Source organism: Coprococcus sp. TM115-187 (assembly GCF_027679115.1).
In the GTDB taxonomy this organism is placed as follows: domain Bacteria; phylum Bacillota; class Clostridia; order Lachnospirales; family Lachnospiraceae; genus Allocoprococcus; species Allocoprococcus comes.
The window spans coordinates 18,359-43,641 of the sequence record NZ_JAQEKS010000004.1; the positions used below are offsets into that span (position 1 = coordinate 18,359).

General features: G+C 42.9%; 24 protein-coding genes, 8 tRNA genes and 1 pseudogene. 29 read left to right on the forward strand and 4 right to left on the reverse strand.

Annotated elements, in window-relative coordinates; all coding sequences use genetic code 11:
• Nucleotides 1–107: 107 nt before the first annotated feature.
• Complete coding sequence (locus tag PGW42_RS04130; protein WP_055261699.1) at nucleotides 108–890, reverse strand: HAD family hydrolase; 783 nt, start codon at nucleotides 888–890, stop codon at nucleotides 108–110.
• Between the two features lie 157 nt (nucleotides 891–1,047).
• Here PGW42_RS04130 and PGW42_RS04135 point away from each other — a divergent pair, with 157 nt between their 5' ends.
• The 7 genes and pseudogenes from PGW42_RS04135 to eda all read left to right on the forward strand — a co-directional run.
• Complete coding sequence (locus tag PGW42_RS04135; protein WP_330676987.1) at nucleotides 1,048–1,464, forward strand: FadR/GntR family transcriptional regulator; 417 nt, start codon at nucleotides 1,048–1,050, stop codon at nucleotides 1,462–1,464.
• Nucleotides 1,465–1,605: 141 nt separating this feature from the next.
• Nucleotides 1,606–1,731 carry a TnpV protein gene (locus PGW42_RS16065; protein WP_242853390.1) on the forward strand — a complete coding sequence of 42 codons (126 nt, stop codon included), beginning with the start codon at nucleotides 1,606–1,608 and terminating at the stop codon, nucleotides 1,729–1,731.
• A 214-nt stretch (nucleotides 1,732–1,945) separates the two neighbouring features.
• Nucleotides 1,946–2,275 carry a DUF6442 family protein gene (locus PGW42_RS04145; protein WP_005608366.1) on the forward strand — a complete coding sequence of 110 codons (330 nt, stop codon included), beginning with the start codon at nucleotides 1,946–1,948 and terminating at the stop codon, nucleotides 2,273–2,275.
• Complete coding sequence (locus PGW42_RS04150; protein WP_003865061.1) at nucleotides 2,272–2,478, forward strand: helix-turn-helix transcriptional regulator; 207 nt, start codon at nucleotides 2,272–2,274, stop codon at nucleotides 2,476–2,478. Before PGW42_RS04145 ends, PGW42_RS04150 begins: the two co-directional genes overlap by 4 nt.
• Nucleotides 2,479–2,487: 9 nt before the next feature.
• Nucleotides 2,488–2,790 (forward strand): hypothetical protein, encoded by a 303-nt coding sequence (locus PGW42_RS04155; RefSeq protein ID WP_008121271.1) that lies wholly within the window; start codon nucleotides 2,488–2,490, stop codon nucleotides 2,788–2,790.
• A 19-nt stretch (nucleotides 2,791–2,809) separates the two neighbouring features.
• The gene (locus tag PGW42_RS04160; RefSeq protein ID WP_226854287.1) at nucleotides 2,810–3,607 is read left to right on the forward strand and encodes a YhfC family intramembrane metalloprotease; all 798 of its coding nucleotides are present in this window, start codon (nucleotides 2,810–2,812) and stop codon (nucleotides 3,605–3,607) included.
• A 279-nt stretch (nucleotides 3,608–3,886) separates the two neighbouring features.
• Nucleotides 3,887–4,297: pseudogene (gene eda, locus PGW42_RS04165) on the forward strand (bifunctional 4-hydroxy-2-oxoglutarate aldolase/2-dehydro-3-deoxy-phosphogluconate aldolase); the annotation flags it as partial.
• Nucleotides 4,298–4,673: 376 nt separating this feature from the next.
• Here the strand turns inward: eda and PGW42_RS16230 are convergent.
• Complete coding sequence (locus PGW42_RS16230) at nucleotides 4,674–5,672, reverse strand: N-acetylmuramoyl-L-alanine amidase (RefSeq protein ID WP_330676990.1); 999 nt, start codon at nucleotides 5,670–5,672, stop codon at nucleotides 4,674–4,676.
• Nucleotides 5,673–6,091: 419 nt separating this feature from the next.
• On the opposite strand from PGW42_RS16230, the gene PGW42_RS04180 reads away from it, so the two are divergent.
• The gene (locus PGW42_RS04180) at nucleotides 6,092–6,781 is read left to right on the forward strand and encodes a hypothetical protein (RefSeq protein WP_270202920.1); all 690 of its coding nucleotides are present in this window, start codon (nucleotides 6,092–6,094) and stop codon (nucleotides 6,779–6,781) included.
• Between the two features lie 416 nt (nucleotides 6,782–7,197).
• Here the strand turns inward: PGW42_RS04180 and pckA are convergent, their stop codons facing one another.
• Nucleotides 7,198–8,802 (reverse strand): phosphoenolpyruvate carboxykinase (ATP), encoded by a 1,605-nt coding sequence (pckA, locus tag PGW42_RS04185; RefSeq protein WP_055157751.1) that lies wholly within the window; start codon nucleotides 8,800–8,802, stop codon nucleotides 7,198–7,200.
• A 286-nt stretch (nucleotides 8,803–9,088) separates the two neighbouring features.
• Entirely contained in the window at nucleotides 9,089–10,381 is a 1,293-nt protein-coding gene (locus PGW42_RS04190; protein WP_117834890.1) for an HlyC/CorC family transporter, read from the reverse strand.
• 288 nt (nucleotides 10,382–10,669) lie between these two features.
• On the opposite strand from PGW42_RS04190, the gene murB reads away from it, so the two are divergent.
• The 21 genes from murB to PGW42_RS04295 all read left to right on the forward strand — a co-directional run bounded on the left by murB (nucleotide 10,670) and on the right by PGW42_RS04295 (nucleotide 25,265).
• Nucleotides 10,670–11,581, forward strand: coding sequence for a UDP-N-acetylmuramate dehydrogenase (murB, locus tag PGW42_RS04195; RefSeq protein WP_117823387.1), 912 nt, complete (start codon nucleotides 10,670–10,672; stop codon nucleotides 11,579–11,581).
• A gap of 2 nt (nucleotides 11,582–11,583) precedes the next feature.
• Nucleotides 11,584–12,465: an RNase adapter RapZ gene (gene rapZ, locus PGW42_RS04200; RefSeq protein WP_022219977.1), complete on the forward strand. Its 882-nt coding sequence runs from the start codon at nucleotides 11,584–11,586 to the stop codon at nucleotides 12,463–12,465.
• Between the two features lie 8 nt (nucleotides 12,466–12,473).
• Complete coding sequence (gene whiA / locus PGW42_RS04205; protein WP_117823389.1) at nucleotides 12,474–13,433, forward strand: DNA-binding protein WhiA; 960 nt, start codon at nucleotides 12,474–12,476, stop codon at nucleotides 13,431–13,433.
• Nucleotides 13,430–13,693: an HPr family phosphocarrier protein gene (locus PGW42_RS04210; protein ID WP_117558570.1), complete on the forward strand. Its 264-nt coding sequence runs from the start codon at nucleotides 13,430–13,432 to the stop codon at nucleotides 13,691–13,693. The genes whiA and PGW42_RS04210 overlap by 4 nt, the downstream gene beginning before the upstream one ends.
• Before the next feature lie 121 nt (nucleotides 13,694–13,814).
• Entirely contained in the window at nucleotides 13,815–14,711 is an 897-nt protein-coding gene (locus PGW42_RS04215) for a diacylglycerol/lipid kinase family protein (protein WP_117823391.1), read from the forward strand.
• A 96-nt stretch (nucleotides 14,712–14,807) separates the two neighbouring features.
• Nucleotides 14,808–14,879: transfer RNA gene (locus PGW42_RS04220), tRNA-Glu, on the forward strand.
• A 40-nt stretch (nucleotides 14,880–14,919) separates the two neighbouring features.
• Nucleotides 14,920–15,786 carry a class II fructose-1,6-bisphosphate aldolase gene (gene fba / locus PGW42_RS04225; RefSeq protein ID WP_022219974.1) on the forward strand — a complete coding sequence of 289 codons (867 nt, stop codon included), beginning with the start codon at nucleotides 14,920–14,922 and terminating at the stop codon, nucleotides 15,784–15,786.
• 152 nt (nucleotides 15,787–15,938) lie between these two features.
• Complete coding sequence (locus PGW42_RS04230; protein WP_022219973.1) at nucleotides 15,939–18,059, forward strand: glutamine synthetase III family protein; 2,121 nt, start codon at nucleotides 15,939–15,941, stop codon at nucleotides 18,057–18,059.
• Between the two features lie 334 nt (nucleotides 18,060–18,393).
• A complete protein-coding gene (locus tag PGW42_RS04235; protein WP_044999028.1) occupies nucleotides 18,394–20,508 on the forward strand; it encodes a glutamine synthetase III family protein in 2,115 nt (704 codons plus the stop codon).
• A gap of 338 nt (nucleotides 20,509–20,846) precedes the next feature.
• Nucleotides 20,847–21,302, forward strand: a complete 456-nt coding sequence (locus PGW42_RS04240; RefSeq protein WP_117834894.1) for a DUF1700 domain-containing protein — start codon at nucleotides 20,847–20,849, stop codon at nucleotides 21,300–21,302.
• Between the two features lie 319 nt (nucleotides 21,303–21,621).
• Nucleotides 21,622–21,855 carry a hypothetical protein gene (locus tag PGW42_RS04245; RefSeq protein WP_022219969.1) on the forward strand — a complete coding sequence of 78 codons (234 nt, stop codon included), beginning with the start codon at nucleotides 21,622–21,624 and terminating at the stop codon, nucleotides 21,853–21,855.
• A 179-nt stretch (nucleotides 21,856–22,034) separates the two neighbouring features.
• Nucleotides 22,035–23,195: a THUMP domain-containing class I SAM-dependent RNA methyltransferase gene (locus tag PGW42_RS04250; protein WP_117834896.1), complete on the forward strand. Its 1,161-nt coding sequence runs from the start codon at nucleotides 22,035–22,037 to the stop codon at nucleotides 23,193–23,195.
• Nucleotides 23,196–23,214: 19 nt separating this feature from the next.
• Nucleotides 23,215–23,820, forward strand: coding sequence for an RdgB/HAM1 family non-canonical purine NTP pyrophosphatase (rdgB, locus tag PGW42_RS04255; RefSeq protein WP_117834898.1), 606 nt, complete (start codon nucleotides 23,215–23,217; stop codon nucleotides 23,818–23,820).
• Nucleotides 23,817–24,299, forward strand: coding sequence for a metallophosphoesterase family protein (locus tag PGW42_RS04260; protein ID WP_117823404.1), 483 nt, complete (start codon nucleotides 23,817–23,819; stop codon nucleotides 24,297–24,299). The genes rdgB and PGW42_RS04260 overlap by 4 nt, the downstream gene beginning before the upstream one ends.
• A gap of 166 nt (nucleotides 24,300–24,465) precedes the next feature.
• Nucleotides 24,466–24,540, forward strand: a tRNA-Pro gene (locus PGW42_RS04265).
• A gap of 8 nt (nucleotides 24,541–24,548) precedes the next feature.
• Nucleotides 24,549–24,619 (forward strand) — tRNA-Gly (locus PGW42_RS04270).
• Nucleotides 24,620–24,641: 22 nt separating this feature from the next.
• Nucleotides 24,642–24,715: transfer RNA gene (locus PGW42_RS04275), tRNA-Arg, on the forward strand.
• An 8-nt stretch (nucleotides 24,716–24,723) separates the two neighbouring features.
• Nucleotides 24,724–24,797: transfer RNA gene (locus PGW42_RS04280), tRNA-His, on the forward strand.
• Between the two features lie 199 nt (nucleotides 24,798–24,996).
• Nucleotides 24,997–25,068 (forward strand) — tRNA-Gln (locus PGW42_RS04285).
• Between the two features lie 4 nt (nucleotides 25,069–25,072).
• Nucleotides 25,073–25,145 (forward strand) — tRNA-Lys (locus PGW42_RS04290).
• Nucleotides 25,146–25,184: 39 nt separating this feature from the next.
• Nucleotides 25,185–25,265: transfer RNA gene (locus tag PGW42_RS04295), tRNA-Leu, on the forward strand.
• Nucleotides 25,266–25,283: the final 18 nt, after the last annotated feature.

Here is a 25,283-nt window from a genome sequence, read left to right on the forward strand (position 1 = left end):
TCAAAACCTAAGATTCCCTAAAAGTCTCAAATGCCGTTAAGACGGAAACATTCAGCTGCGCTGTTCGTTTCAGAAAATTATTTAGCTGCAGCGTCCCCATTTTCACTCTACAACAACCCCTGCATCACCGGCAAAGGTGATTCCACAACGTAATCTGCCGCCTTTTTGGCGAGAGGGTGGCCGGTTGCCATGACATACGCTGTTCCCGCAGCTTTCAGCATCTCGATATCATTCTGCTGGTCTCCGAAGCAGATGCATTCCTCTTTTTTGATCCCGAATTTTTCCATTAGAACTTTCAGTGCCGTTCCTTTATTTGCATTTGGCGCAATAAAATCAATCCAGTGATCCGCAGAAGTTACAACGCGGATTTCATCCCCGATCCTTTTGTGGAAGAAGGGTTCCAGATTTTTTGTGCCACCAAAATCACAGATGGCTGCTTTGATGATCGGTTCTTTGATCGCATACAGATCCGGCACGTAGGTAACGATGTTATGCATATCATTTTCCATATAATCAATGAAACGTTCATCGGTTGAGTCGCTGTAATAAGTATCTTTTACAGAAAGGATACAGTGTCCGGTGTGATAGATCTTCCGGTATTCCATCAGGGCATCCAGAATATGCCGGATGGTTTTGGATGGGGTCAGACCGGTGGCGAGTACCTCTTCTTTATAGACGCACATGGAACCATTTTCAGCGATATATGGAATGTCGAAGCCGAGAGGAGCGAAAAGCCTGCGGATATTGGCATACTGGCGTCCGCTCGCGGCAGTGAAGATGATCCCTTTTTCATGAAGTGCCTTAATCGTATCATATATTTCTTTCGGCACAGTCTGCTGATAGTTGTGAAGCAGAGTGCCGTCCAGATCACTTGCAACTAATTTGATCATAAATTTCCTCCTGAGTCAAAATAACGATACGCCGGAAACTATGGCGCGAAACTACATTGACAGTATAGCAAAAATGAGAAGGGCAGGCAATGCAGGGCTGAAAAAAGAAAAAACAAATGCGAAAATTTGAGAAAGCGGATAAGCAGAAGGTGACGAAATGCAGCAAAGCGGAAAAGATGTAAAACGGACACTGGGACAGAAGACAGAGGATCGACTGATGAAATATATTCTGGATAAACCGGTAAAAATAGGAGAGAGGATACCTACTGAAGGTGAACTGACAGAATTATTTGAAGTTGGACGAAGTACGGTAAGAGAGGCGGTTAAAGGGCTGGTCACAAGAGGCGTTCTGGAAGTGCGCAGAGGAGACGGAACTTATGTCATCAGTACCATTTATATGGAAAATGATGTTCTCGGGTTTGGAAATGTGGAGGACCGTTATCGGTTGGCACTGGATCTGTTTGATGTACGTCTGATGATCGAACCGGAGATTGTAACCTGGGCGTGCAGAAAAGCAACGGAAGAGCAGATTCAAAAGCTAAAGCAGTTATGCGATGAGCATGCATCTGACTGATAACAGACAAGTGATTATTGAGATGCTGGCAGAACGTGGAAAAAATAAAAATACATCAGATGTTTGCAAATAAAAACAGATGTCATCTGGCAAAAAATATGTAAAATATATAAAAAACAGGCGGTATATCTGATAAAGAAAATGGCAAAGAAGCAGGGTGTAACGGAAGAACTGAAAGCAACGGATATGATGAGATGGATAGGATTAATGAATAACATTCGAGCCTGTGCCGATGAGATTGTATTGAATGATATTGTGTATTCCTAACGGATACCAACCGAAGAAGAACTGCTGTCAAACCGATGGCAGTTTTTCTTTTTCGGCAAGTATTCAAGAAGTCATTAAGTCGTGAGTATAATCGAAGTGGTAGAAAAGTTATCTCTTATATCGGTTGTAACTTTTTTATGAACTCTATTGACAAGAAAACTTGGTATGTATATAATTAAAATATGCAAAGAAAACTTGGCATGGAGGTGTTTTTATGAAAAAGGACGAAATCTTAAATGCAAGCAGAAAAGAACATCGCAATAAGGACTTGGCTGAAATGGAAGTGGTATATCAAGCCGGAAGTCACGCAAGCAGAGTTGGTGCTTTAGTGTGTTGTTTGCTTTCGCTGTTATCTTCTGTGCTTGCTCATACTATGATTTACAGCCCGTGGGTTATATACTTCAGCATTATTGCAACACAATGGTTAGTTCGTTTTATCAAAATGAAGCGAAAGAGCGATTTGGTCTTGACTGTTCTGTTTTTTGTGCTTTCCATTTTGGCATTTGTTGGATTTGTTAGCCATCTTTTAGAGGTGAGAATATGAAAGAACAATTACAACTGAAAAATCACTTAAAGGAAGTTCGCACAGAAGCAAATCTTTCTCAAGCTCAGCTTGCAGAAATGGTAGGGGTATCAAGAAATACCATTAGTTCTATTGAAACAGGACAGTTTAATCCAACTGCAAAATTGGCTCTAATTCTTTGTATTGCATTGGACAAAAAATTTGAGGAACTATTCTATTTTTAGGAGGTCATTATGGAAAATATTATAATGTTGATTTTGGGAGTGTTCATATCTGTTGTGGGAATTGTAAATATCAAAGGCAATATCAGCACAATTCACTCTTATAACAGGCGAAAAGTAAAGGAAGAAGATATACCAAAGTATGGAAAAACAGTCGGCACAGGAACGCTGATTATAGGAATATCTCTTGTATTAGGTTTTATTGTTTCGTTTTGGAGTGAAATAATTATAGATTATATCATTCTTCCAGCAGTTATTGTCGGATTAGGCTTTATATTGTATGGACAGTTCAAATACAATAAAGGAATTTTTTGAGAATCAGGGAGGTATAAAGATGGAATTGAACACAATATCAGGTCTGGCGATAGCGGGAGTTATCTGCTCCGTTGTCCTCTCGATGGGGGTACCGATTGCTTTGTTCATTGCAGGAAGGGTGAAGCTTAAGGCAAGGATTTCCTCGTTCTTTATCGGAGCAGGAACCTATCTGCTGTTTGCCATGCTGTTGGAGCAGCAGCTGCATGTTCTTGTCATTCAGTTCTGCGGACTGAACGCACAGAGCAGGCCATGGCTTTACTATGTGTACGCGGCTTTGGCTGCAGCGGTTTTTGAAGAGACCGGAAGACTGATTGCCATGAAGTTCTGGATGAAGAAATGGCTGGATTTTCCAAATGCACTGATGTATGGAATCGGGCATGGCGGTGTGGAGGCCATTCTGATCGGAGGACTCTCCGGAATCAGTAATCTTGTGTCCATGCTGATGATCAACAGCGGAGCCATGCAGAATACGCTGGCGGCACTTCCTGCTGAGTCTGCAAACCAGACCGTGTCACAGCTGTCGGCCCTATGGACAACACCGGCACCACTCTTTTTTGTAAGCGGAATCGAAAGAATCAGTGCCATCATTCTGCATATCGGGTTGTCACTGCTGATCTACCGGGCGGTAAAGGCAGGCAAATGCAGGACAGCGGCTTTTACAGCGGTTCTTGCATATGGGATTCATTTTATCGTGGACTTCTTTGCCGTGGCAGGTCCGGCGCTTCTTCCCATCTATGTGATTGAAATTGGTGTCTTTGTGATGGCAGCCGGAACTCTTGTTATGGCGCTGAAGATGGGAAGGATGGAAGAACTGTGAATTCCAGTTTTCTGCTATCATAAAACAGAATATATCTGACAGAACGCACCGTAGAAATACGGTGTTTTTTGTTACCCCAAACCCATAATTCAATACATAACCACAGGTTAGTACAAATAACTTATGTGCTTTTTTGAAAGGCTTAGAAAGGTACCAGCGGTCATGTAAACAAGATATGGTTTTCTTTCAGCGCGCTTTTTATCAAGGAACTGATAGACAGGTTCGTTTACAGGCTTGGAGAAAACTTAGAGGAACTCAAGGAAAACGGATTCTATGAGAAATGCTGCTGTTAAGGCAGGAGCAAAATTCATCGTAAGTCCTGGATTCGATCCTGAAATCGTAAATTACTGTCTGGAAAAAGAAATTCCGATTTTCCCGGGATGTGTGACACCGTCTGAAGTGGAACAGGCAGTAAAAAGAGGAATGAAAGTAGTTAAATTCTTCCCGGCAGAACCTGCAGGTGGAGTGGCTATGATCAAAGCAATGGCAGCACCATACAATCAGCTTCGTTTTATGCCGACAGGTGGAATCGGAACACAGAATCTGAAAGATTATCTGGGATTTGACAAGATCATCTGCTGCGGCGGAAGCTGGATGGTAAAAGCAGATCTGATCCAAAACGGCGAATTCGAGAAAATCTGTAATCTGACAAAAGAAGCGAAAGAACTGGCAAAGAGCATTCGCCCTTAATGAACTGAGCCCTTTTATCAAGGGGAACACATGACCTCTGAGGAGGTACTAATCTATCCTTTATAATATACAAAAAAGAACAGAAAAGATTTTGGTATCTGAGAATCTTTTCTGTTCTTTTTACTTGGCTTAAAGTGCATTGATGTGGATCTGATTAAAACCTCTGGGAGATTTATTGTTTGGTTCAAAATAAGTTTCTGTATCTTTTTCATCACGGAAAATATCAGCAAAAGAAGAAGAGATTTTTGAGTTACTGGTAAAAAAAGGAAAATTCCTTTTCTGATAAGAAATTTTTCTAAGTAAATGACATTGACTGTGAACAGTAACAATATTATTTTTGCACTTAGAATAATTTGTGAATTTTTTGCAGAATCAATCAGGTTTCTTCAGAAAAACTCACGATCACAGTTGGATATCCGCTCTGTTTTAGTCTTCGTTCCATCATGGCGGCATCATTCAATACATCGAACTGACCAACCAGAACCCGGTCATACTGGCTGTTGTCATCAATCCGGGCAGGGAAATCCATTTCGGTCAGTTCGTTAAGAAGCCGTCTGGCATACGCCGGATTTCGGAATGCACCGACCTGCACACTGTAGGTTACAGATGGAGAAGAATTAGGAAATTCGGAATCTGTATTTTCATCAGACGGATTCATGTGGGCAGAGTCTGACGTACAAGGAGAATCAGGGACTGAGCCTGAATTTGTCAGGGTACCAACATCTGATTTTGTAGAACCGTCAGCAGGAGAAACGGAAGCAGAAGTATCTGCGTCAGAAGAAGTCCTTCCGGATTCCGATGCGGTCGAATGGTTTCTTGCGCCTTCTGGTTTCCAGAGCCCTTTTTCTTCCAGCGTATCCAGGATTCCATCTGCAATTGCCTGCGCAATATCATTGAAGTTCTTATCGAAAATTGTGTTATCAGAATCGGAATTGATAAAACCGACTTCGACCAGAATCGCCGGCATTTTTGTACGGCGAAGGACAACCAGATTTGGGCGCGCCTTTACTCCGAGATCCTTGAACCCAACTGTCTCCAACTGTGCATTGATATTTTCCGCCATCTCATATTTGATGCCGGAAAGGTTATAGATCAGGCTTTCCACGCCCATGTACTGATTGGCAAGAGGACTGGAATTCCGGTGGATCGATATGAAGAAATCAACACCGGCTTCATTTGCCTCTGTTGCTTTCTGGAAAGGTGTCTCATAAATATCCGTTGTCCGTGTGTATTCCACATCAATTCCGCTGTTTTGTAAAATTTCTCCGATCGCAAGCACCAGCTTCAGTACATCATCCTTTTCCTGGCGACCATTATACACAGCTCCCGGATCACGTCCTCCGTGACCGGCATCGAGCATGATAGATACAGGCATAGATATACCTCAAAAAATGAACTTTATATAATATATGTCGGATATCCTGAAAAGTGAAAATGAGAAATCGATTAAGAAAAATATGCTACGTGCTTTGCACTCTAGCAATCCTCAAAAACATTCGTAATCCGCTCATTTTTCTTTGAAAAATGGCTACTTACTCATGTTTTTGGTGGGTCAAGAGGTCAAAAATCCTCTTGCAAGCAAGCATGCATCGGCTTTCTGACCTTTTGACCCTGGTATCCTCATTATATTGCAGAAAAATAAATTGTCAGGTAGGAAATATAATGTTATGATAAGTCTGTAGCGATATGCTGCAGGAAAGCAATCATTAGTTTGTTGATTACGTTTCTTGTCTTTCTTGACCGGAAGAACAAGAAAAATATATTCATATATTATAGAATCGGGAGAATCAAAATATGGCAGAAAGATTAGAATTTCGTGAAAAACTTTCAGGGATCCTTACCCTGTGTGAAAGCCAGAATAACATCACAGACAAAGCCACAGTCGAAGTTTACTTCGCAGAAGACAATTTATCAGCAGAACAGATGGAGCTTGTATTTGATTATCTTCTTTCCAAGAAAGTAATCGTAAAAGGCTACGTCAAAGCTGGTGGTTCGATCAAAAATGCAGAAAACACCGAAAGACCGATCCGATATACCCAGGAAGAACAGGATTATTTAAACCTTTACGAGCAGGATCTGAAAGGATTAAGAGATGGGGATCCATTAAAAGAACTTCTACCGGCAATCCTCACCATGGCAAAAGAGATGCACAGGGCAGATATCTACATCGGAGATCTCGTCCAGGAAGGCAACATGGGACTCATGCTCGCCATGGAAGACCATGCAGATGATACCGAAGCCCTTTTAAGCATGGCAAAAGAAAGCATGCAGGCACTTCTTGAATCTCAGGAAGAGACTAAAAAACAAGATAACCGCATGGTAGAAAAAGTCAACGACCTTGATGAACAGATCAAAAAACTTTCCGATGAACTCGGCCGAAAAGTCAGCGTAGACGAGCTGGAAGAATTCGCCGGCATCACCGAAGATGAGATCAGCAACATCCTAAAACTAGCCGGTGAAGAACTTCCCCCAGAAGAGAAGTAGAAATATACTGCAGAAAAAAATTATTTTACATAAATACATGTAGTTGATATTACACTATCGTCATACTATAAAAGTACGAAAAGAATATCTGCAACCAACAAACTTCAACAGTCAATAGAACCCACAGCCCGAAGATGGCTGTGGGTTCTGTTTCTCATAAATCATTCCATTCTGTTTTGTCTTGAAAAACCAGAGGGAGAGGTTATTGCAGCCTCTTCCTCGTCCCTTCGCACAATCGAGTAAGCTGACGCCTACTCGATTGGTATACTTTGTACACCATCTCGATTGACAGCTCGATGATGTACATTCGCCAAATGCAGATCCTTGTGCAAGAACAAATCTGCACTTGGCTCATCGTATACACAAAAAAATGGATGCAGGAGAAACTCTCCCACATCCATCTTCTAATTTTGCATTTAAGCCTGCGGTCCGGCAGATACAAGTGCTTTACCAGCAGCATTTCCTTCGTATTTAGCGAAGTTCTTAACGAATCTTGCAGCAAGATCCTTAGCTTTTTCTTCCCATTCAGAAGCATCAGCATATGTGTCACGAGGATCAAGGATTCCTGAATCAACGCCCGGAAGTTCTGTAGGTACTTCGAAGTTGAAGTAAGGAATTTTCTTGGTCGGTGCATTCAAGATGTCTCCGTTCAGGATTGCATCGATGATACCACGAGTATCTTTGATAGAGATACGTTTTCCTGTTCCGTTCCATCCTGTGTTAACGAGGTAAGCTTTTGCTCCGCTCTTTTCCATCTTCTTAACAAGTTCTTCTGCATATTTTGTCGGATGCAGTTCAAGGAATGCCTGTCCGAAGCAAGCAGAGAATGTTGGTGTCGGTTCTGTGATTCCACGTTCTGTACCGGCAAGCTTAGCTGTGAATCCAGACAGGAAGTAGTACTGTGTCTGTTCCGGTGTCAGTACAGATACCGGTGGAAGTACTCCGAAAGCGTCTGCAGACAGGAAGATTACATTCTTAGCTGCCGGTGCAGAAGAAATCGGACGTACAATATTTTCAATGTGGTTAATCGGATAAGATACACGTGTATTTTCTGTTACACTCTTATCAGCAAAATCAATTTTTCCTTCAGCATCAAGAGTTACGTTCTCAAGAAGAGCGTCACGTCTGATTGCGTTGTAGATATCTGGTTCAGATTCTTTGTCAAGGTTGATAACCTTAGCGTAGCATCCACCTTCAAAGTTGAATACTCCGTTGTCATCCCAGCCGTGTTCGTCATCACCGATGAGGAGACGCTTCGGGTCTGTAGAAAGTGTAGTTTTACCTGTTCCTGAAAGACCGAAGAAGATAGCTGTGTTTTCGCCGTTCAGATCAGTGTTTGCTGAGCAGTGCATAGCAGCGATTCCCTTAAGTGGGAGGTAGTAGTTCATCATAGAGAACATACCTTTCTTCATCTCTCCGCCGTACCATGTATTAACGATAACCTGTTCTTTGCTTGTGATATTGAATAAAACAGCTGTTTCAGAGTTAAGTCCAAGTTCTTTGTAGTTTTCAACTTTTGCTTTAGAAGCGTTGTATACTACGAAGTCAGGCTCGAAGTTCTCAAGTTCTTCAGCTGTTGGTTTGATGAACATGTTTGTTACAAAATGAGCCTGCCAGGCAACTTCAACGATGAAACGGATTGCCATACGTGTATCTTTGTTAGCACCGCAGAATGCATCTACAACATAAAGTTTCTTGTTAGAAAGTTCTTTCTTGGCGATCTCCTTTACAGCTTCCCATGCTTCCTGTGAAGCCGGATGGTTGTCATTCTTATATTCGTCTGAAGTCCACCATACAGTGTCTTTAGAGTTTTCATCAACTACGATGAATTTGTCTTTAGGGGAACGTCCGGTGTATACACCTGTCATTACGTTCACAGCACCAAGTTCGCTGACCTGACCTTTTTCAAATCCCTCAAGACCTGCTTTTGTTTCTTCTTCAAACAGTAATTCGTAAGAAGGGTTGTGCACGATTTCTGTTGTTCCAGTAATACCATACTTGCTTAAATTGATTTCTGCCATTGCAATTAACCTCTTTCTCCTAATTCTAGTTAAATGGTTAAATGATAAAAGCTGTGAGCGCAGATTTTATCATCTGATGAAGTAAAATCCTTCACCCATTTACCATAATTATACATAATTACGCAATAAAATCAATAAAAAACCAATATTTCTTAAAAAAATTGTTTAAAAAATAACGAAATCCGAAAAAGAAAAAGGCAGTCCACTTTGGGCTGCCCTGAAATTATTGTATATCCTGCAAAATATAAAGAAAAAATCTGTCAGGATTTCTTCCCGGGAGGTCTGCTTAGTCGTCAGTTTCCAACGAGTCAGACGTATGTTCGCGGTAATTCTCCGGAAGATACAGATGAACTGTCTCAATCCGGTTTTTATCGAGCTTTTCTACGACCATACGGATTCCGTCTTCGGTGGAAACAGAGTCACCGGCTTTTGGAAGACGGTCCAGCTTTTCGATGATAAAGCCTCCGAGAGAATCATAATCTTCTGATTCCAGATTCAGATCCAGGGAATCATTGAGATCGTCAAGATTGGTAGAACCTTCAATAATATATTCGTGTTTGCCTACCGCTTTGATATTTTCTTCTTCATTCTCATCATATTCATCGTGGATTTCGCCAACAATCTCTTCAAGGATATCTTCCAGGGTGATCAGACCGGATGTTTCACCGTATTCATCCAGGACAATTGCGATATTGAATGAGGCCTGGCGCATTTCAACAAGAAGCTCGGAAATGCTCTTGTATTCATAAGTGAAGTAGGCTTCACGGAGAATGTCTTTAATCTGGAACTCACTTTTCTTATTGTCATAAAGAAGAAGATCTTTCATATTGATCGTTCCGACAACATTATCCTTTGTCTCCTGGTAAACCGGAAGACGGGTGAATTTGTCTTCCCGGAACAGGTCGATCAGTTCATCGTAACTGCTGTCAATATCAGCAAAAGTTACGTTGACACGGGGAACCATGACGTCTTTGGCAATGGCATCACCGAGATCAAACACATTGTAGATCATCTCTTTTTCATCCGATTCGATCACGCCGTCCTGATGGCTGACATTTACCACGCTTCGGAGTTCAGCTTCGGTCATGGTATTGTCTTTGGCATTCGGATCGATGCGAAGAAGCATCAGAAGACCGGTGGAGAGACCATTTACAATGAAGATAATCGGAGTCATGATCTTCATAAAAATATTGATAACCGGTGCGTAGAAAAGAGACATCTTCTCAGCATGAATGGTTGCCATCGTCTTCGGAGTAATCTCTCCGAAAAGGATGATGAGAAGCGTCATAAGCCCACTTGCGATCGCGACGGCGGTTCCACCAAGGCGGTATGCGATTGTGGTGGCAAGGGAAGCTACCGCAGTATTAACAATGTTGTTGCCGATGAGGATCGCGCTAAGCATTTTACCTGAATTCTCAGTTACGGCAAGTACGGCGCTGGCACGCTTGTTACCCTCGTCTGCAAGGGCACGCATCCGGATTTTGTTGTAGGTTGTAAGTGCTGTCTCGGCTGACGAAAATATGCCGGATAAGAGCAGCAGGACTAGCAAAATAAGTATTTGCGAGACACTCGAGTCCACAGTTAAAAATCACTCCTTTTTGAAAATATTGATAAAATTTCTATGTTATGCCTTACTATATCGCATTTCACTTAATTTTGCAAGAGCGCGTTGAACTTGCATATTTTTTGGTGTATCATATGATGTAAGTTCCAAAATTTATTTTTGACACTTACATCATATGAGGATGATATTAAAACGTGCTTTGGCACGTAGTAACTTCTATTTGGCGGGAGGTCCAATGGCAATTTCCTGTTAAATAAAAAAAGAAGAATGGCATAGAATATTTATAGATACTAGGAGAAGAGAATGGAACAGAATTTTGAGACATGTTTGTATAATGTGGTCGATGCAGCCAAAATACAGAAGGATGAACCGATGAAGAAGCATACAACCTTCCGAATCGGTGGTCCGGCAGATTATTTTATCATGCCATCGAATGAAAAGGAACTGGCAGAGGCAGTCCGGGTGTGCCGGAAATTTTTGATACCTATATATATAGTAGGAAATGGAAGTAATCTTCTGGTTGGAGACAAAGGTTTCAGAGGCGCGATCATCCAGCTTTATAAGAGTATGGGAACATTTCAGGTAGAAGGAAATCAGATTACGGCGCAGGCAGGATGTTCGCTTGCGCAGATTGCAAATGCAGCACTTGATGCAGCACTGACCGGATTTGAGTTCGCAGCGGGTATTCCGGGAACGCTTGGCGGAGCGGTTGTGATGAACGCCGGTGCGTATGGCGGAGAGATGAAGGATGTACTGACGAGTGTCAGGGTTATGACAGAAGAGGGCGAGATCATGGAGCTTCCGGCAGAAGAACTGGGACTGGGATACCGTACAAGCATTATTCCGGAGAAAAGATATATCGTTTTGGGTGCTGTGATTTCGCTTACAGAAGGCAAAAAAGAAGAAATAAAAGCGCAGATGGATGACCTACGTCAGAAGCGGGTATCGAAGCAGCCGCTGGAGTATCCGAGTGCAGGCAGTACCTTTAAGCGTCCGGAAGGATATTTTGCAGGAAAACTGATCCAGGACAGCGGACTGAAAGGATTTACAGTAGGTGGAGCGCAGGTTTCTGAAAAGCACAGTGGATTTGTGATCAATAAAGGAAATGCGACAGCGGCTGATGTGATGGAGCTGATCCGTCAGGTAACAGCGAAAGTGAAAGAAGATACCGGTGTTACGATGGAACCGGAAGTGAAACAAATAGGAGAATTTTAGGGATGAGATTCGTAATTGTAACGGGAATGTCCGGAGCAGGGAAAAGTACAACTTTGAAAATGATGGAAGACATGGGATATTTTTGTGTGGATAACATGCCGATTCCTTTAATGACAAAACTGACAGAACTTTTGATCGTTCCAAATGGTGAGATCACGAAGATCGCTCTGGGACTTGATATCCGCAGTGGTCAGAATCTGCGTGCACTGGACCAGGTTCTGGACGAACTTGAAAAAGCCAAGATACCACTGGAGATTCTTTTCCTTGAATCGAATGATGATACACTGGTGAAAAGATATAAAGAGACAAGAAGGAACCACCCACTCTCAAAGGGCGGCAGAATTGAGAACGGGATCGCCAAAGAACGTAAGAAGATTGCCTTTTTAAAAGAAAGGGCAGATTACATCCTGGATACAAGCCGGATGCTGACCAGGGAGCTGCGCAGTGAACTGAACCGTATTTTTGCCGAGAATAAAGAATACAAGAATCTCTACATTACCGTGTTATCTTTCGGATTTAAATATGGAATTCCGAGTGATGCAGATCTGGTATTTGATGTCAGATTCCTTCCGAATCCGTATTATATTGATGAACTTCGCCCGCAGAGTGGCAATGATAAGCCGGTCAGGGATTACGTGATGAATAACGATATTTCAAAAGAATTCCTGAAGAAGCTGGTGGACATGGTTGAGTTCCTGATTCCGAATTATGTCGCAGAAGGAAAGAACCAGCTTGTGATCGCAATCGGATGTACCGGCGGAAAACACCGCTCCGTGACACTTGCCAATGAGTTGTATGAACGGCTGTCTGTGGCAGAAAAAGAGTACGGTGTAAGAAAAGAGCATCGTGATATCGAGAAAGATGCAATTACGAAAGCAAAATAGGTGATAGTATGTCTTTTTCTGGAAATATTAAAGAAGAAATATCGCGCCAGCTAAGTCCGGCAAGGCATTGCCAGATTGCAGAACTTGCAGCAATCATCAGCATGTGCGGGGCTGTCATGATCGACAGCAGAGGTCAAGCAGCACTTAAGATTCATACGGAAAATCTGGCAGTTGCAAGAAAAAGCTTTACTTTATTGAGAAGAACGTTTAATATAGTGGTTGATATCGCTATTCGGGTGAACCGGGAAAAAGGTAGCAGCTACTATTATATAGTTGTAAAAAAACACGAAGATGCTGTCAGGGTTCTTCAGGCGGCAAAGCTGATCAATCCTTATGGAGAGGTGGAAGAAGAGCTTTCTGTAGTTAAGAATGTCGTGATTCAGGAAACTTGCTGTAAGCGGGCTTTCTTGCGTGGCGTTTTTCTTGCATCGGGATCTATGAGCGACCCGGAGAAGTCCTATCATTTTGAAATTGTCTGTGCGTCGATGGGAAAAGCACAGCAGATTCAGAAGATAATGAGATGCTTTGCTCTGGATGCAAAGATTGTATCAAGGAAAAAAACACTTGTGGTTTATCTGAAAGAAGGAGCTCAGATCGTGGATGTGCTGAATGTGATGGAGGCACATCAATCACTGATGGAGTTGGAGAATATCCGTATATTGAAAGATATGAGAAATACGGTGAATCGAAAAGTGAACTGCGAGACTGCGAATATCAATAAAACGGTTTCCGCTGCTGTAAAGCAGATTGAAGATATAAGGTATATTGAGGAAACAAAAGGACTCGATAAGCTGCCGGAAGGATTGAAGGACATGGCCCTTACAAGACTTACATATCCGGAGGCATCTTTAAAAGAGTTAGGCGCACTTCTGCAAAATCCGGTAGGCAAGTCCGGAGTGAATCACAGATTGCGCAAGTTAAGTGAAATGGCGGAAGAGATAAGGGCTAAGCAAGGAGGAACATTATGATCAAAAAACCTGTTAAGATTCAATTGTCCGAGGGATTAGACGCCAGACCGATTGCACTTCTTGTTCAGGAAGCTAGTCAGTATTCAAGTTCGGTATATATCGAAGTTGACCAGAAGCAAGTCAATGCAAAGAGCATTATGGGGATGATGAGTCTGACACTGCTGCCGGGAGAGGAAATCACCGTTGTTGCGAACGGAACAGATGAAAAGGAAGCGGCAGCTGGTATCGAAAGGTTTCTTGTGAACGTTAAGAACAGATAATTGCATAAAACATTGAAGAGTCTGCCGAAAGCAGGCTCTTTATGCTATAATGCATGTATCCGTAAGGAGCTGTGTGGACAGGTCTTATAGAAGAAAGAACAGATAACAGGAGGACGGACGTATGAAAAAAGCATTGTTTATTTATAATCCGAATGCAGGAAAGGGACTTTTAAAACCGAAGCTTTCTGATATTATTGACATTATTGTAAAAGCAGGATATGAAGTGGTTGTATATCCGACGCAGAAATATAAAGACGCTTATTATAAGGTAAAGACATTTACAGAGGAGTATGACCGTGTGATCTGCAGTGGTGGCGACGGAACACTTGATGAGGTCGTAACCGGAATGATGAAGAGAGAAAAAAAGATTCCGGTCGGTTACATCCCGACAGGAACGACCAACGACTTTGCGAGCAGTCTACATATCCCGAAAAATCTTCTCCAGGCGGCAAGTACAGCAGCCGAGGGAAGAGAATTCCCTTGCGATATCGGACGATTTAACGGAGATGTGTTCGTATACATTGCAGCATTCGGACTCTTCACGGATGTATCTTATGAGACAAAGCAGGAAATGAAGAATGTTCTGGGACATCTGGCATATGTGCTGGAAGGAGCAACCAGAATTTTTGATATCCCGTCATATAAATTAAAAGTGACACATGACGGAGAAACGATCGAGGACGAATTTATTTATGGTATGGTGACGAATTCCAAATCTGTTGGCGGTTTCCGTAATATGATCGGGAAGAATGTGGTCTTTGATGACGGAGAATTTGAGGTTACCCTGATCCGGACACCGAAGAATCCAATCGCGCTTCAGGAGATCGTCGGGGCGCTTCTGAGCAGCCAGATCAATACGAAGCACATTTATTCATTTAAGACAGGTGAGATCCATTTTGAATCAGTGGAAGAAATCCCGTGGACGCTGGATGGAGAGTTCGGCGGCGAGCACGACAGTGTCTGCATCAAAAATGCGAAACAGGCACTTAAAATCGTAGTTCCGGAAGAGGAGCAGTAAAAAAGCAGTAAAAAATAAAAAAAAGGCTTGTCAAATGAAAAGAAGTACGCTATACTAAGCAAGTGAGTTAGCAAGACAGCTAATGAACGTACATCTGGCCCCCTGGTCAAGCGGTCAAGACGCGACCCTCTCACGGTCGAATCAGGGGTTCGATTCCCCTGGGGGTCAGCCTATAAAAGCCTTTAACAGAGAAGTGGAGGAATACAAAATGTTAGTTTCAGCAACAGAAATGTTAAAAAAAGCAAAAGCAGGTCATTACGCAGTAGGACAGTTTAATATCAACGATCTTGAATGGACCAAAGCAGTTCTGACTGCAGCTGAGGAATTAAGATCACCGGTTATCCTTGGTGTGTCTGAAGGTGCAGGAAAATACATGGCTGGATACAGAACAGTTGTAGGAATGGTAAATGGAATGATCAAAGAGATGGACATTTCAGTTCCGGTTGCACTTCATCTTGATCATGGTAGCTATGAAGGCTGCCTGAAATGTATAGATGCAGGATTCTCATCAGTTATGTTTGACGGATCTCATTATCCGATCGAAGAAAACATTGAGAAGACTACAGAACTTGTTAAACTTTGCCATGGAAAAGGACTTTCTATCGAGGCAGAAGTTGGTTCTATCGGTGGAGAAGAAGATGGTGTTGTAGGAATGGGCGAATGCGCAGACCCTAAGGAATGCAAGATGATCGCAGACCTTGGCGTTGATTTTCTTGCGGCAGGTATTGGCAACATCCATGGAAAATATCCGGCAAACTGGAAAGGACTCAGCTTTGAGACTCTTGCAGCAGTTCAGGAGCTCACAGGAGAACTTCCGCTTGTACTTCATGGAGGTACAGGAATTCCGGATGATATGATTAAGAAAGCGATTGACCTTGGAGTATCTAAGATCAATGTTAATACAGAATGTCAGCTGGTATTCGCAGAAGCTACCCGCAAATACATTGAAGCAGGAAAGGATCTTGAAGGAAAAGGATACGATCCACGTAAACTTCTGAAACCAGGTGCAGATGCAATCGTTGAAAAAGTAAAAGAGAAAATGATTCTGTTCGGTTCTGACGGAAAAGCTGAATAGTCTGATTTTTGATAATATCATGGACAAAGGCGTCCGAAGAAAACGGTATAAAAGGAGTTTTGCGTAAGTGCAAGACTCCTTTATTTGAATCAAAAAACGACCGTTTTGTATAAGTAGTAGAAAATGAGTAGTAGAAAAGAGAGGTACATGGGATGAGCGAATGGATTAGTGTAGCAGAAATATTTGGAGAAAACGTCTTCAATGATGCTGTTATGCAGGAAAGACTTCCGAAGAAGACTTACAAAGAGCTGAAAAAGACGATCGAAGAAGGTAAAGAGCTTCAGGCTGCAACAGCAGATGTTATTGCACATGAGATGAAAGAGTGGGCGATTGAAAAGGGTGCCACTCACTATTCGCACTGGTTCCAGCCTCTTACAGGAGCAACAGCTGAAAAGCATGATTCGTTTATTTCAGCACCGAAGTCAGATGGAAAGATCCTGATGGAGTTTTCGGGAAAAGAGCTGATCAAAGGAGAACCGGATGCATCTTCCTTCCCGTCAGGAGGACTGCGTTCTACATTTGAAGCAAGAGGTTATACAGCGTGGGATTGTACATCGCCTGCATTTGTTAAAAAGAGTCCGGATGGGAAAAGATCGATTTTATATATACCGACGGCATTTTGTTCCTATACCGGAGAAGCACTGGATCAGAAGACACCTCTTCTTCGTTCTATGGAAGCAATCAACAAACAATCCATCCGTCTTCTGCGTCTTTTTGGAAACACAACGTCCCAAAAGGTTACACCATCTGTTGGAGTTGAGCAGGAATATTTCCTGGTAGACAGAGAAAAATATCTTAAGAGAAAGGATCTTGTATTTACAGGACGTACATTATTCGGAGCAAATCCTCCGAAGGGACAGGAACTGGATGACCATTATTTTGGTGCGATCCGTGAGAGAATCGCAGCATTTATGACTGATGTCAATGAAGAACTCTGGAAGATGGGTGTAGCTGCAAAGACACAGCACAACGAAGTGGCACCTGGACAGCATGAGCTTGCGCCGATCTATGCACAGTGCAACGTAGCAGTTGACCATAATCAGCTGATCATGGAGACGCTGAAGAAAGTGGCATATCGCCATAATCTTCAATGCCTGTTACACGAAAAGCCGTTTGAAGGTGTAAATGGTTCCGGAAAGCATAATAACTGGTCACTGGTTACAGATGATGGGATCAACATTCTGGATCCGGGAAAGACACCTCATGATAATATTCAGTTCCTTCTGGTTCTGACCTGTATTCTCCGTGCAGTAGACCTGCATGCAGACCTGCTCCGTGAATCTGCTTCTGACGTAGGAAACGATCACAGACTTGGAGCAAATGAAGCACCGCCGGCAATTATTTCCGCATACCTCGGAGAACAGCTTGAAGACGTGCTTGCACAGCTTATTGATACCGGAGAAGCTGCACACAGCTTAAAAGGCGGCAAATTACATACCGGTGTAAGTACGCTTCCGGATTTTGCAAAGGATGCAACTGACAGAAACCGTACTTCACCATTCGCATTTACAGGAAATAAATTTGAGTTCCGTATGGTAGGATCCAGAGACTCGGTGGCAGCACCGAACGTAGTATTAAATACAATCGTGGCTGAGTCCTTCTCTGATGCCTGCGATGTACTCGAAAAAGCAGAAGATTTTGATCTTGCAGTCCATGATCTGATCAAGGAATATGCATCCAAACATCAGAGGATCGTATTCAATGGCAACGGATATTCTGATGAGTGGGTGAAGGAAGCCGAAAGAAGAGGACTTCCGAATATTAAGACCATGGTAGAGTCTATTGAATGTCTGACATATGACAATGCGGTTGAAATGTTTGAAAAATTCGATGTATTCAGCCGTGCAGAACTGGAATCCCGTGCAGAGATCAAATATGAGGCATACTCAAAGGCAATCAACATTGAAGCACGTTCCATGATCGATATCGCAAGCAAGCATATTATCCCGGCTGTGATCCAATATGTAACTTCGCTGGCTAATTCGATCAACCAGGTAAAACAGGCAAGCGCTGCAGCATATACAGGTGTACAGGAAGAGCTTCTTGTACAGTCGGCTGATCTTTTGAAAGACACAAAAGAAGCACTCAGAGCACTGGAAACTGTTGTGGCAGAAGTACCGGAGACAGAAGGAAAAGAACAGGCATTCTTCTTCATGCAGAAAGTTGTACCGGCAATGGAAGCTTTAAGAAAACCAGTGGATGAACTGGAAATGATCGTCAACAAGAATATGTGGCCGATGCCTTCTTACGGAGATCTGCTGTTCGAGGTCTAAGAAGTGACTGGTATAAATGTTGAAAAAGAAGTTGAAAACTTATGAAGTTTTGTGAAAATATACACAAATTAAAAAATTGGTCTTGAAATTTGAAAGAAAAAAGAGTATCGTAAATATATCTTAAATAACAGAGATCACAATGAACGAGGAAGTTCCACAAAGTGGAGTTTCCTCGTTTTTTTGTGTATACGATGAGCCAAGTGCAGATTTGTGCTTGCACAAGGATCTACATTTGGTGAATGTACATCATCGAGCTGTTAAGCGAGATGATGTACAAAGTATAAGAATCGAGTAGGAGTCAGCCTACTCGATCGTTAGAGAAAGGAAGGTAATTATGAGTAGTGAATGGTTAAGCGTGGCAGAAATTTTTGGCGAAGATGTTTTTAACGATGCAGTAATGCAGGAGAGACTTCCGAAAAAAGTATACAAAAAATTAAAACAGACAATTGAAGAAGGAAAAGAGCTGGATCTTGAGACAGCAGATGTAATTGCACATGAAATGAAAGAATGGGCAATCGAAAAAGGTGCAACCCATTATACACACTGGTTCCAGCCACTGACAGGAGTTACTGCTGAAAAGCATGATTCCTTCATCTCAGCTCCGCTTCCAAGCGGAAAGGTTCTGATGAGCTTTTCCGGAAAAGAACTGATCAAAGGGGAGCCGGATGCTTCTTCTTTCCCGTCAGGCGGACTTCGTGCTACATTTGAAGCAAGAGGATATACAGCATGGGATTGTACATCACCGGCATTTGTAAGAAAAGATGCAGCCGGAGCGATCCTTTGCATCCCGACAGCATTCTGCTCTTACACAGGTGAGGCACTGGATGAAAAAACACCGCTTCTCAGATCTATGGAAGCAATCAACAAAGAATCCATCAGACTGCTTCGTCTGTTCGGAAATACAACATCAAAGAAAGTAACACCTTCTGTAGGACCGGAGCAGGAATACTTCCTTGTTGATGCAAAGAAATTCTTACAGAGAAAAGACCTTATTTACACAGGACGTACACTTTTCGGAGCAATGCCGCCGAAAGGACAGGAGCTTGACGATCACTACTTTGGAACGATCCGTCAGAGGGTTGCTTCCTATATGAAAGATGTCAACGAAGAATTATGGAAACTCGGCGTTGCAGCAAAGACACAGCACAACGAAGTGGCACCTGCACAGCACGAACTTGCACCGATCTATGCAGAGGCCAATATTGCAGTGGATCACAACCAGATCATCATGAAGACACTGAAAAAGGTAGCATGCGAGCATGGACTGAAATGTCTGCTTCACGAGAAACCGTTTGCAGGAGTCAACGGATCTGGTAAGCATAACAACTGGTCTATCACAACAGATGACGGAATCAATATGCTGGATCCGGGAAAGACACCTCATGAAAATGTACAGTTCCTTCTGGTACTGGCATGTATCCTGAAAGCAGTTGATGTACACGCAGATCTGCTTCGTGAATCGGCTGCCGATCCGGGAAATGACCACAGACTTGGAGCAAACGAAGCACCGCCGGCAATCATCTCTATCTTCCTTGGAGAACAGCTTCAGGACGTTGTAGAACAGCTTCTCAGTACAGGTGAGGCAACACACAGCCTGAATGGTGGAAAGCTGCAAACAGGTGTAACAACCCTTCCAGATCTTACAAAGGATGCAACCGACAGAAACCGAACTTCACCATTTGCATTTACCGGAAATAAATTTGAATTCCGTATGGTAGGTTCCCGCGATTCCATTGCAGGATCAAACGTAGTACTGAATACAATCGTAGCAGAGGCATTTGCAGAGGCATGCGATGTCCTGGAAAAAGCAGATGATTTTGATACAGCTGTACACAGCCTGATCAAAGAATATCTGACAGATCATCAGAGAATTATCTTCAACGGCAACGGATATTCTGACGAATGGGTAGCTGAAGCAGAAAAGAGAGGACTTCCGAATATCAAGTCCATGGTAGAAGCAATCCCGGCACTGACAACTGACAAAGCGGTAGAACTGTTCGGAAAATTTGGTGTATTTACCAAGGCAGAGCTGGAATCCCGTGCAGAGATCAAATACGAGAACTATGCAAAGGCAATCAATATCGAAGCAAAGGCCATGATCGATATTGCTGCAAAACAGATCATTCCTGCAGTTGTAAAATATACAAAAGAGCTTGCAGATACGGTTCTTGCAGTAAAAGAAGCCGGAGCAGATGCATCTGTGCAGGCTGAAATGCTTGCTGACATCTCAGGACTTCTGACAGAAACAAAGGCTGCCCTTAAGAAACTGGAAGCAGTCACAGAAGAAGCAGCAGGAAAAGAAGAAGGAAAAGTACAGTCTGAATTCTATCACTTCAGCGTGGTTCCGGCTATGGAAGGCCTCCGTACACCGGTAGATGAACTGGAAATGATCGTGGATAAAGAAGTATGGCCAATGCCTTCTTATGGAGATCTTTTATTTGAAGTTTAGAAAATACATATAAAATTCTTATAGAAATTTAAGGACCTTAGACTTGGAAAGAAGCAGAAATTATGCTACTCTAAGTCTGAGGTTCTTTTCTATATCCGGAAATTTATTTCCGGATATAGAAAGCCTCCGGCGAGATGTGCACTGTGATACAGGGAAGATGTTGCGGGTAATGATCGCAGGCGCGGGAATGGACCAAGGCACATTTTTGTATCAGAATGATGTTGGGGTCAAAAATCCTCTTGCAAGCAAGTTTGCATTGGATTTCTGACCTTTTGACCCTGGTATCATCAGAATATAATTATAAACAATGAAATAATGAGAATAGAGGAGAAAGAAAGATGACGAAAGCAGAGTTCCTTGAAAAACTGAGAATTGAACTTTCTTCCGGTGTGACACCACAGGTGCTGCAGGAGAATCTGAACTACTACGGTCAGTATATTGATGATGAGATCCGAAAAGGAAGAACGGAGAGTGAGGTACTGGCGGAACTTGGAGATCCGTGGATTCTTGCGAAGACGATCGTGGATGCGCAGAGAGAAGAAAGTGTAGAAGATGTGATCTATGATTCGGATGGAAGGACCTACAGAGGCAACAGCAGCACAGAAGAAAGTAGCAATATCCATGTGTGGAGCCTGGACAGTTGGTGGAAGAAACTTCTGCTGATTCTTGTGGTTGTGGCTGTGATCGTTGTGATCTTTGCGGTGATAAGTGGGATTGTAAGCCTGATCGCACCGGTACTGATTCCTCTTCTGGTGATCATACTGCTGGTCAGAATGCTGAGAAGGCGATGGTAATTAAAAAAGCCGGATGTATAAGATTCTTCTGCAATGAAAAGAAGCTTATGCCTCCGGCTTTTTGATTATATGTTCTATATGGCAGGTTCAAGTACTTAAAAAGGATCTGCCTGTTATATAACGTTAAACGCTCGATAGGGGAGCTATCGAGCGTTTGAGGGGAGTATAAATAATTAATAAGGGGTTGTAGAAAATAAATCTCTACACGACAAAGTATAATATAAACCGATTTAAAAATCAAGATAAAAATAAAAATGTATAAAAATACGAAAAGGATAGATACTATGTTTGTACAAAAAAATGTCAGGAGGAATTATCAATGGCAAAAAATTATAATGCTTCAGAAAACAGTACAAACAAAAATTCATATGGATCCAATAAGAATGCGTATGCTGAAAATGCTTCCGGCAAGAATCAGTCAAATAAAAATTCAGGCAATAAAAATGCATCCGGTAAAAATACGACTAACCGGAATGCAAAGAATGCATATGAATCAGACCGTAATGCATATGACAGCTCAAAGTCCTGCCATAACGAAAGTGATAAGTATTAAAAAGTGCAAAGCAGTTAAGAATGGAAAAGCAGCGGTTTGGATTCCGCTGCTTTTCTATTTTTGGTGTAGCAATCTGGTTCCTTAAAAAAATTTGTGGTACAAGCGCACTACTTGACAAAAGGCAACCGAAAAACGTAATATAGTTTATAACAGATTGCAGAGTAGAGAAAGGAAAAAGAATGGAAAAGATGGAGCTGATAGCACCCTGCCATTTCGGAATGGAAGCTGTTCTGAAGCGGGAAGTGCTGGATTTGGGATATGAGATATCAACAGTAGAAGACGGAAGAGTATGCTTCTGGGGAGATGCACAGGCGATTTGTGATGCGAACGTGTTCCTCCGGACAGCAGAGAGAATCCTTCTTAAGGTTGGTTCGTTTAAAGCAGAGACGTTTGATGAATTATTTGAGAAAACAAGAGTACTTCCGTGGGAGAATTATATTCCAAAGAACGGAAAGTTCTGGGTGACGAAGGCTGCATCTGTAAAGAGTAAGCTGTTCAGCCCGTCAGATATTCAGTCGATCATGAAAAAAGCCATGGTAGAAAGGCTGAGACGGATCTACGGGATAGAATGGTTCCAGGAGGATGGACCGGCTTACCCGATCCGTGTATTTCTGATGAAAGATATCGTGACGATCGGGATTGATACCTCCGGTGTATCTTTACATAAGAGAGGTTATCGTCAGATGACTGTAAAGGCACCGATCACAGAGACACTGGCATCTGCACTGATCATGCTGACACCGTGGCACAAGGACCGGATCCTGGTAGACCCTTTCTGCGGAAGTGGAACATTTCCAATCGAAGCGGCTATGATGGCAGCCAATATTGCACCGGGTATGAACCGTTCCTTTACAGCAGAAGAATGGGGGAACCTGATCCCGAAAAAAGCATGGTATGATACGATGGATGAGGCAAATGATGTGATCGACCGGGAGATACAGGTTGATATTCAAGGATATGACCTGAATCCGGAGGCAGTAAAAGCAGCAAGACAGAATGCCAAAGATGCAGGCGTTGACCATCTGATCCATTTTCAGGAAAGAGCGGTAAAGGATTTAAGCCACCCGAAGAAGTATGGCTTTATCATTACCAATCCGCCGTATGGCGAGCGGCTGGAGGATAAAAAGGATCTGCCGCAGTTATACCGAGAATTCGGTGAGAGTTTTAAAAAGCTGGACAGCTGGTCTGCATATATGATCACCAGTTACGAGGATGCAGAGCGTTATTTCGGAAGAAAAGCAGATAAGAACCGGAAGATATATAATGGTATGCTGAAGACCTATTTCTATCAGTTCTTAGGTCCGAAACCACCGAAACGCCCAAGAGAACCAAGACAGTAAGAGAAAGAAGAATTTACAGATGAAAATTATTTTTGCAACGGGTAATAAGAATAAAATGATAGAGATCCGTCAGATCTTGCAGGATCTGGGGATGGAGATCCTTTCTATGAAGGAAGCCGGGGTTGACATTGATATCGTAGAGGATGGAAAGTCCTTTGAGGAAAATGCGATGATCAAAGCCTCAGCGATCGCAGAGCTGCCGGAAGTGAGGGCGATGGATGCGATTGTGCTGGCAGATGATTCCGGACTGGAAATCGATTATCTGAATAAAGAACCGGGAATCTATTCTGCACGCTATGCAGGAACCGATACTTCGTATGATATCAAGAACAGCCTCCTGCTCTCAAGAATGAAAGGCGTACCGGATAAGCAGCGTACAGCAAGGTTTGTCTGTGCGGTGGCAGCAGTATTTCCGAACGGGGACAAAGAGGTTGTCCGTGGAACGATGGAAGGATGTATTGGTTACGAAATCGCCGGAGCAAATGGATTTGGCTACGATCCGATCTTTTTCCTGCCGGAATACGGTTGTACCTCGGCAGAGCTTGCACCGGAAAAGAAGAATGAACTCAGCCACAGAGGAGAAGCGCTTCGGATGATGAGACAGATCATGGAGAAAAAGTTATGAGAGTATTGATTATTAGTGATACACATGGAAGACATACTGCATTTGACCGGGCAATCATGGAAGCTGGAAAGATTGATTATCTGGTGCATCTCGGGGATACAGAGGGCGGAGAAGATTATATTGAGGCATTCTGCGGATGTCCGGCGTATATACTGGCTGGGAATAATGATTTCTTCTCACGCAATCTCCGGGAGATGGAGATTTATTTTGGCAAGAAAAAAGCATTTATGGCACATGGACACCAGTATTCGGTGTCTCTTGGTGTAGAGCGGATCCTGGATGAGGGAAGATCGAGAAATGCAGATATCGTGATGTTTGGTCACACACACAGACCGTATCTGAAAAAGTTTGGTGATATTACAGTGCTGAATCCGGGCAGTCTGTCATTTCCACGGCAGGAAGGCAGAAAAGGCAGTTATATTATTATGGAGATGGATCGGGACGGGAATACGGAGTTTACGATTCATTATCTGGATTAGAGTAGGTGGCACGTATTTCTGCTAAAAAAGGGCAAAAATGCGTGTCTTTTACAAGAAAAAGAAAAATAAAAATTTCTTTAAAAAAATTTAAAAAACATGTTGACTTTTTGAAAATCTTGTAATATAATAACTTTTGTCGTCACGGAGATGACAAACAGATAAACAACGGGGTGTGGCTCAGCTTGGCTAGAGCGCCTGGTTTGGGACCAGGAGGTCGCAGGTTCGAATCCTGTCACCCCGATGTGATCTGCGGGTGTAGTTCAATGGTAGAACACCAGCCTTCCAAGCTGGATACGTGGGTTCGATTCCCATCACCCGCTTACACTGAGAATCCAGTGTTGTGTGTTTGTAGCTCAGTTGGATAGAGCAACGGCCTTCTAAGCCGTGGGTCGGGGGTTCGAATCCCTCCAAGCACGTTTATATGGTGGGTATAGCGCAGTTGGTTAGCGCGCCAGATTGTGGCTCTGGAGGCCCAGGGTTCGAATCCCTGTATCCACCCTTTAATCTATAATATTTGAAAGAAATGGCAAGCAGAAATGCTCGCATTTTTTTTATGATAGACATTGCAAGAATGGATATCATAAAAGTCTCCGGCAGGATATGAGAGCTTTGGCAGATTCGGGATGCTGTAAGTAAAGCGATTGTCGCAGGCGCGGGAATGTGCCATGGCGCATTCTATGTCAAGACATAAAGATAATGGGTCATCGCCAAGCGGTAAGGCACAGGACTTTGACTCCTGCACTCGCTGGTTCGAATCCAGCTGGCCCAGTTATGGGCGTGTAGCTCAGGTGGTAGAGCACTTGACTTTTAATCAAGTTGTCCGGGGTTCGAATCCCCGCACGCTCACTTATTTAGTCCCATGGTTTTCTGTGGGACTAAAAAAATGCGGATGTGGCGGAACTGGCAGACGCGCTAGACTTAGGATCTAGTCTCTACGAGGTGCAGGTTCAAGTCCTGTCATCCGCATTTAGTTAAACATAACAA

Bases quoted from the DNA above. Each gene is read 5' to 3' on its own strand.
- rapZ (WP_022219977.1), top strand. From the start codon at position 11,584: ATGAGATTCGTAATTGTAACGGGAATGTCCGGAGCAGGGAAAAGTACA.
- PGW42_RS04210 (WP_117558570.1), top strand. From the start codon at position 13,430: ATGATCAAAAAACCTGTTAAGATTCAATTGTCCGAGGGATTAGACGCC.
- PGW42_RS04155 (WP_008121271.1), top strand. From the start codon at position 2,488: ATGGAAAATATTATAATGTTGATTTTGGGAGTGTTCATATCTGTTGTG.
- PGW42_RS04230 (WP_022219973.1), top strand. From the start codon at position 15,939: ATGAGCGAATGGATTAGTGTAGCAGAAATATTTGGAGAAAACGTCTTC.
- murB (WP_117823387.1), top strand. From the start codon at position 10,670: ATGGAACAGAATTTTGAGACATGTTTGTATAATGTGGTCGATGCAGCC.
- pckA (WP_055157751.1), bottom strand. From the start codon at position 8,802: ATGGCAGAAATCAATTTAAGCAAGTATGGTATTACTGGAACAACAGAA.
- PGW42_RS04180 (WP_270202920.1), top strand. From the start codon at position 6,092: ATGGCAGAAAGATTAGAATTTCGTGAAAAACTTTCAGGGATCCTTACC.
- PGW42_RS04245 (WP_022219969.1), top strand. From the start codon at position 21,622: ATGGCAAAAAATTATAATGCTTCAGAAAACAGTACAAACAAAAATTCA.
- PGW42_RS04160 (WP_226854287.1), top strand. From the start codon at position 2,810: ATGGAATTGAACACAATATCAGGTCTGGCGATAGCGGGAGTTATCTGC.
- PGW42_RS04250 (WP_117834896.1), top strand. From the start codon at position 22,035: ATGGAAAAGATGGAGCTGATAGCACCCTGCCATTTCGGAATGGAAGCT.
- PGW42_RS04215 (WP_117823391.1), top strand. From the start codon at position 13,815: ATGAAAAAAGCATTGTTTATTTATAATCCGAATGCAGGAAAGGGACTT.
- PGW42_RS04130 (WP_055261699.1), bottom strand. From the start codon at position 890: ATGATCAAATTAGTTGCAAGTGATCTGGACGGCACTCTGCTTCACAAC.
- PGW42_RS04235 (WP_044999028.1), top strand. From the start codon at position 18,394: ATGAGTAGTGAATGGTTAAGCGTGGCAGAAATTTTTGGCGAAGATGTT.
- PGW42_RS04135 (WP_330676987.1), top strand. From the start codon at position 1,048: ATGCAGCAAAGCGGAAAAGATGTAAAACGGACACTGGGACAGAAGACA.
- fba (WP_022219974.1), top strand. From the start codon at position 14,920: ATGTTAGTTTCAGCAACAGAAATGTTAAAAAAAGCAAAAGCAGGTCAT.
- whiA (WP_117823389.1), top strand. From the start codon at position 12,474: ATGTCTTTTTCTGGAAATATTAAAGAAGAAATATCGCGCCAGCTAAGT.
- PGW42_RS04145 (WP_005608366.1), top strand. From the start codon at position 1,946: ATGAAAAAGGACGAAATCTTAAATGCAAGCAGAAAAGAACATCGCAAT.
- PGW42_RS04240 (WP_117834894.1), top strand. From the start codon at position 20,847: ATGACGAAAGCAGAGTTCCTTGAAAAACTGAGAATTGAACTTTCTTCC.
- PGW42_RS04260 (WP_117823404.1), top strand. From the start codon at position 23,817: ATGAGAGTATTGATTATTAGTGATACACATGGAAGACATACTGCATTT.
- rdgB (WP_117834898.1), top strand. From the start codon at position 23,215: ATGAAAATTATTTTTGCAACGGGTAATAAGAATAAAATGATAGAGATC.
- PGW42_RS16230 (WP_330676990.1), bottom strand. From the start codon at position 5,672: ATGCCTGTATCTATCATGCTCGATGCCGGTCACGGAGGACGTGATCCG.
- PGW42_RS16065 (WP_242853390.1), top strand. From the start codon at position 1,606: ATGGCAAAGAAGCAGGGTGTAACGGAAGAACTGAAAGCAACGGATATG.
- PGW42_RS04150 (WP_003865061.1), top strand. From the start codon at position 2,272: ATGAAAGAACAATTACAACTGAAAAATCACTTAAAGGAAGTTCGCACA.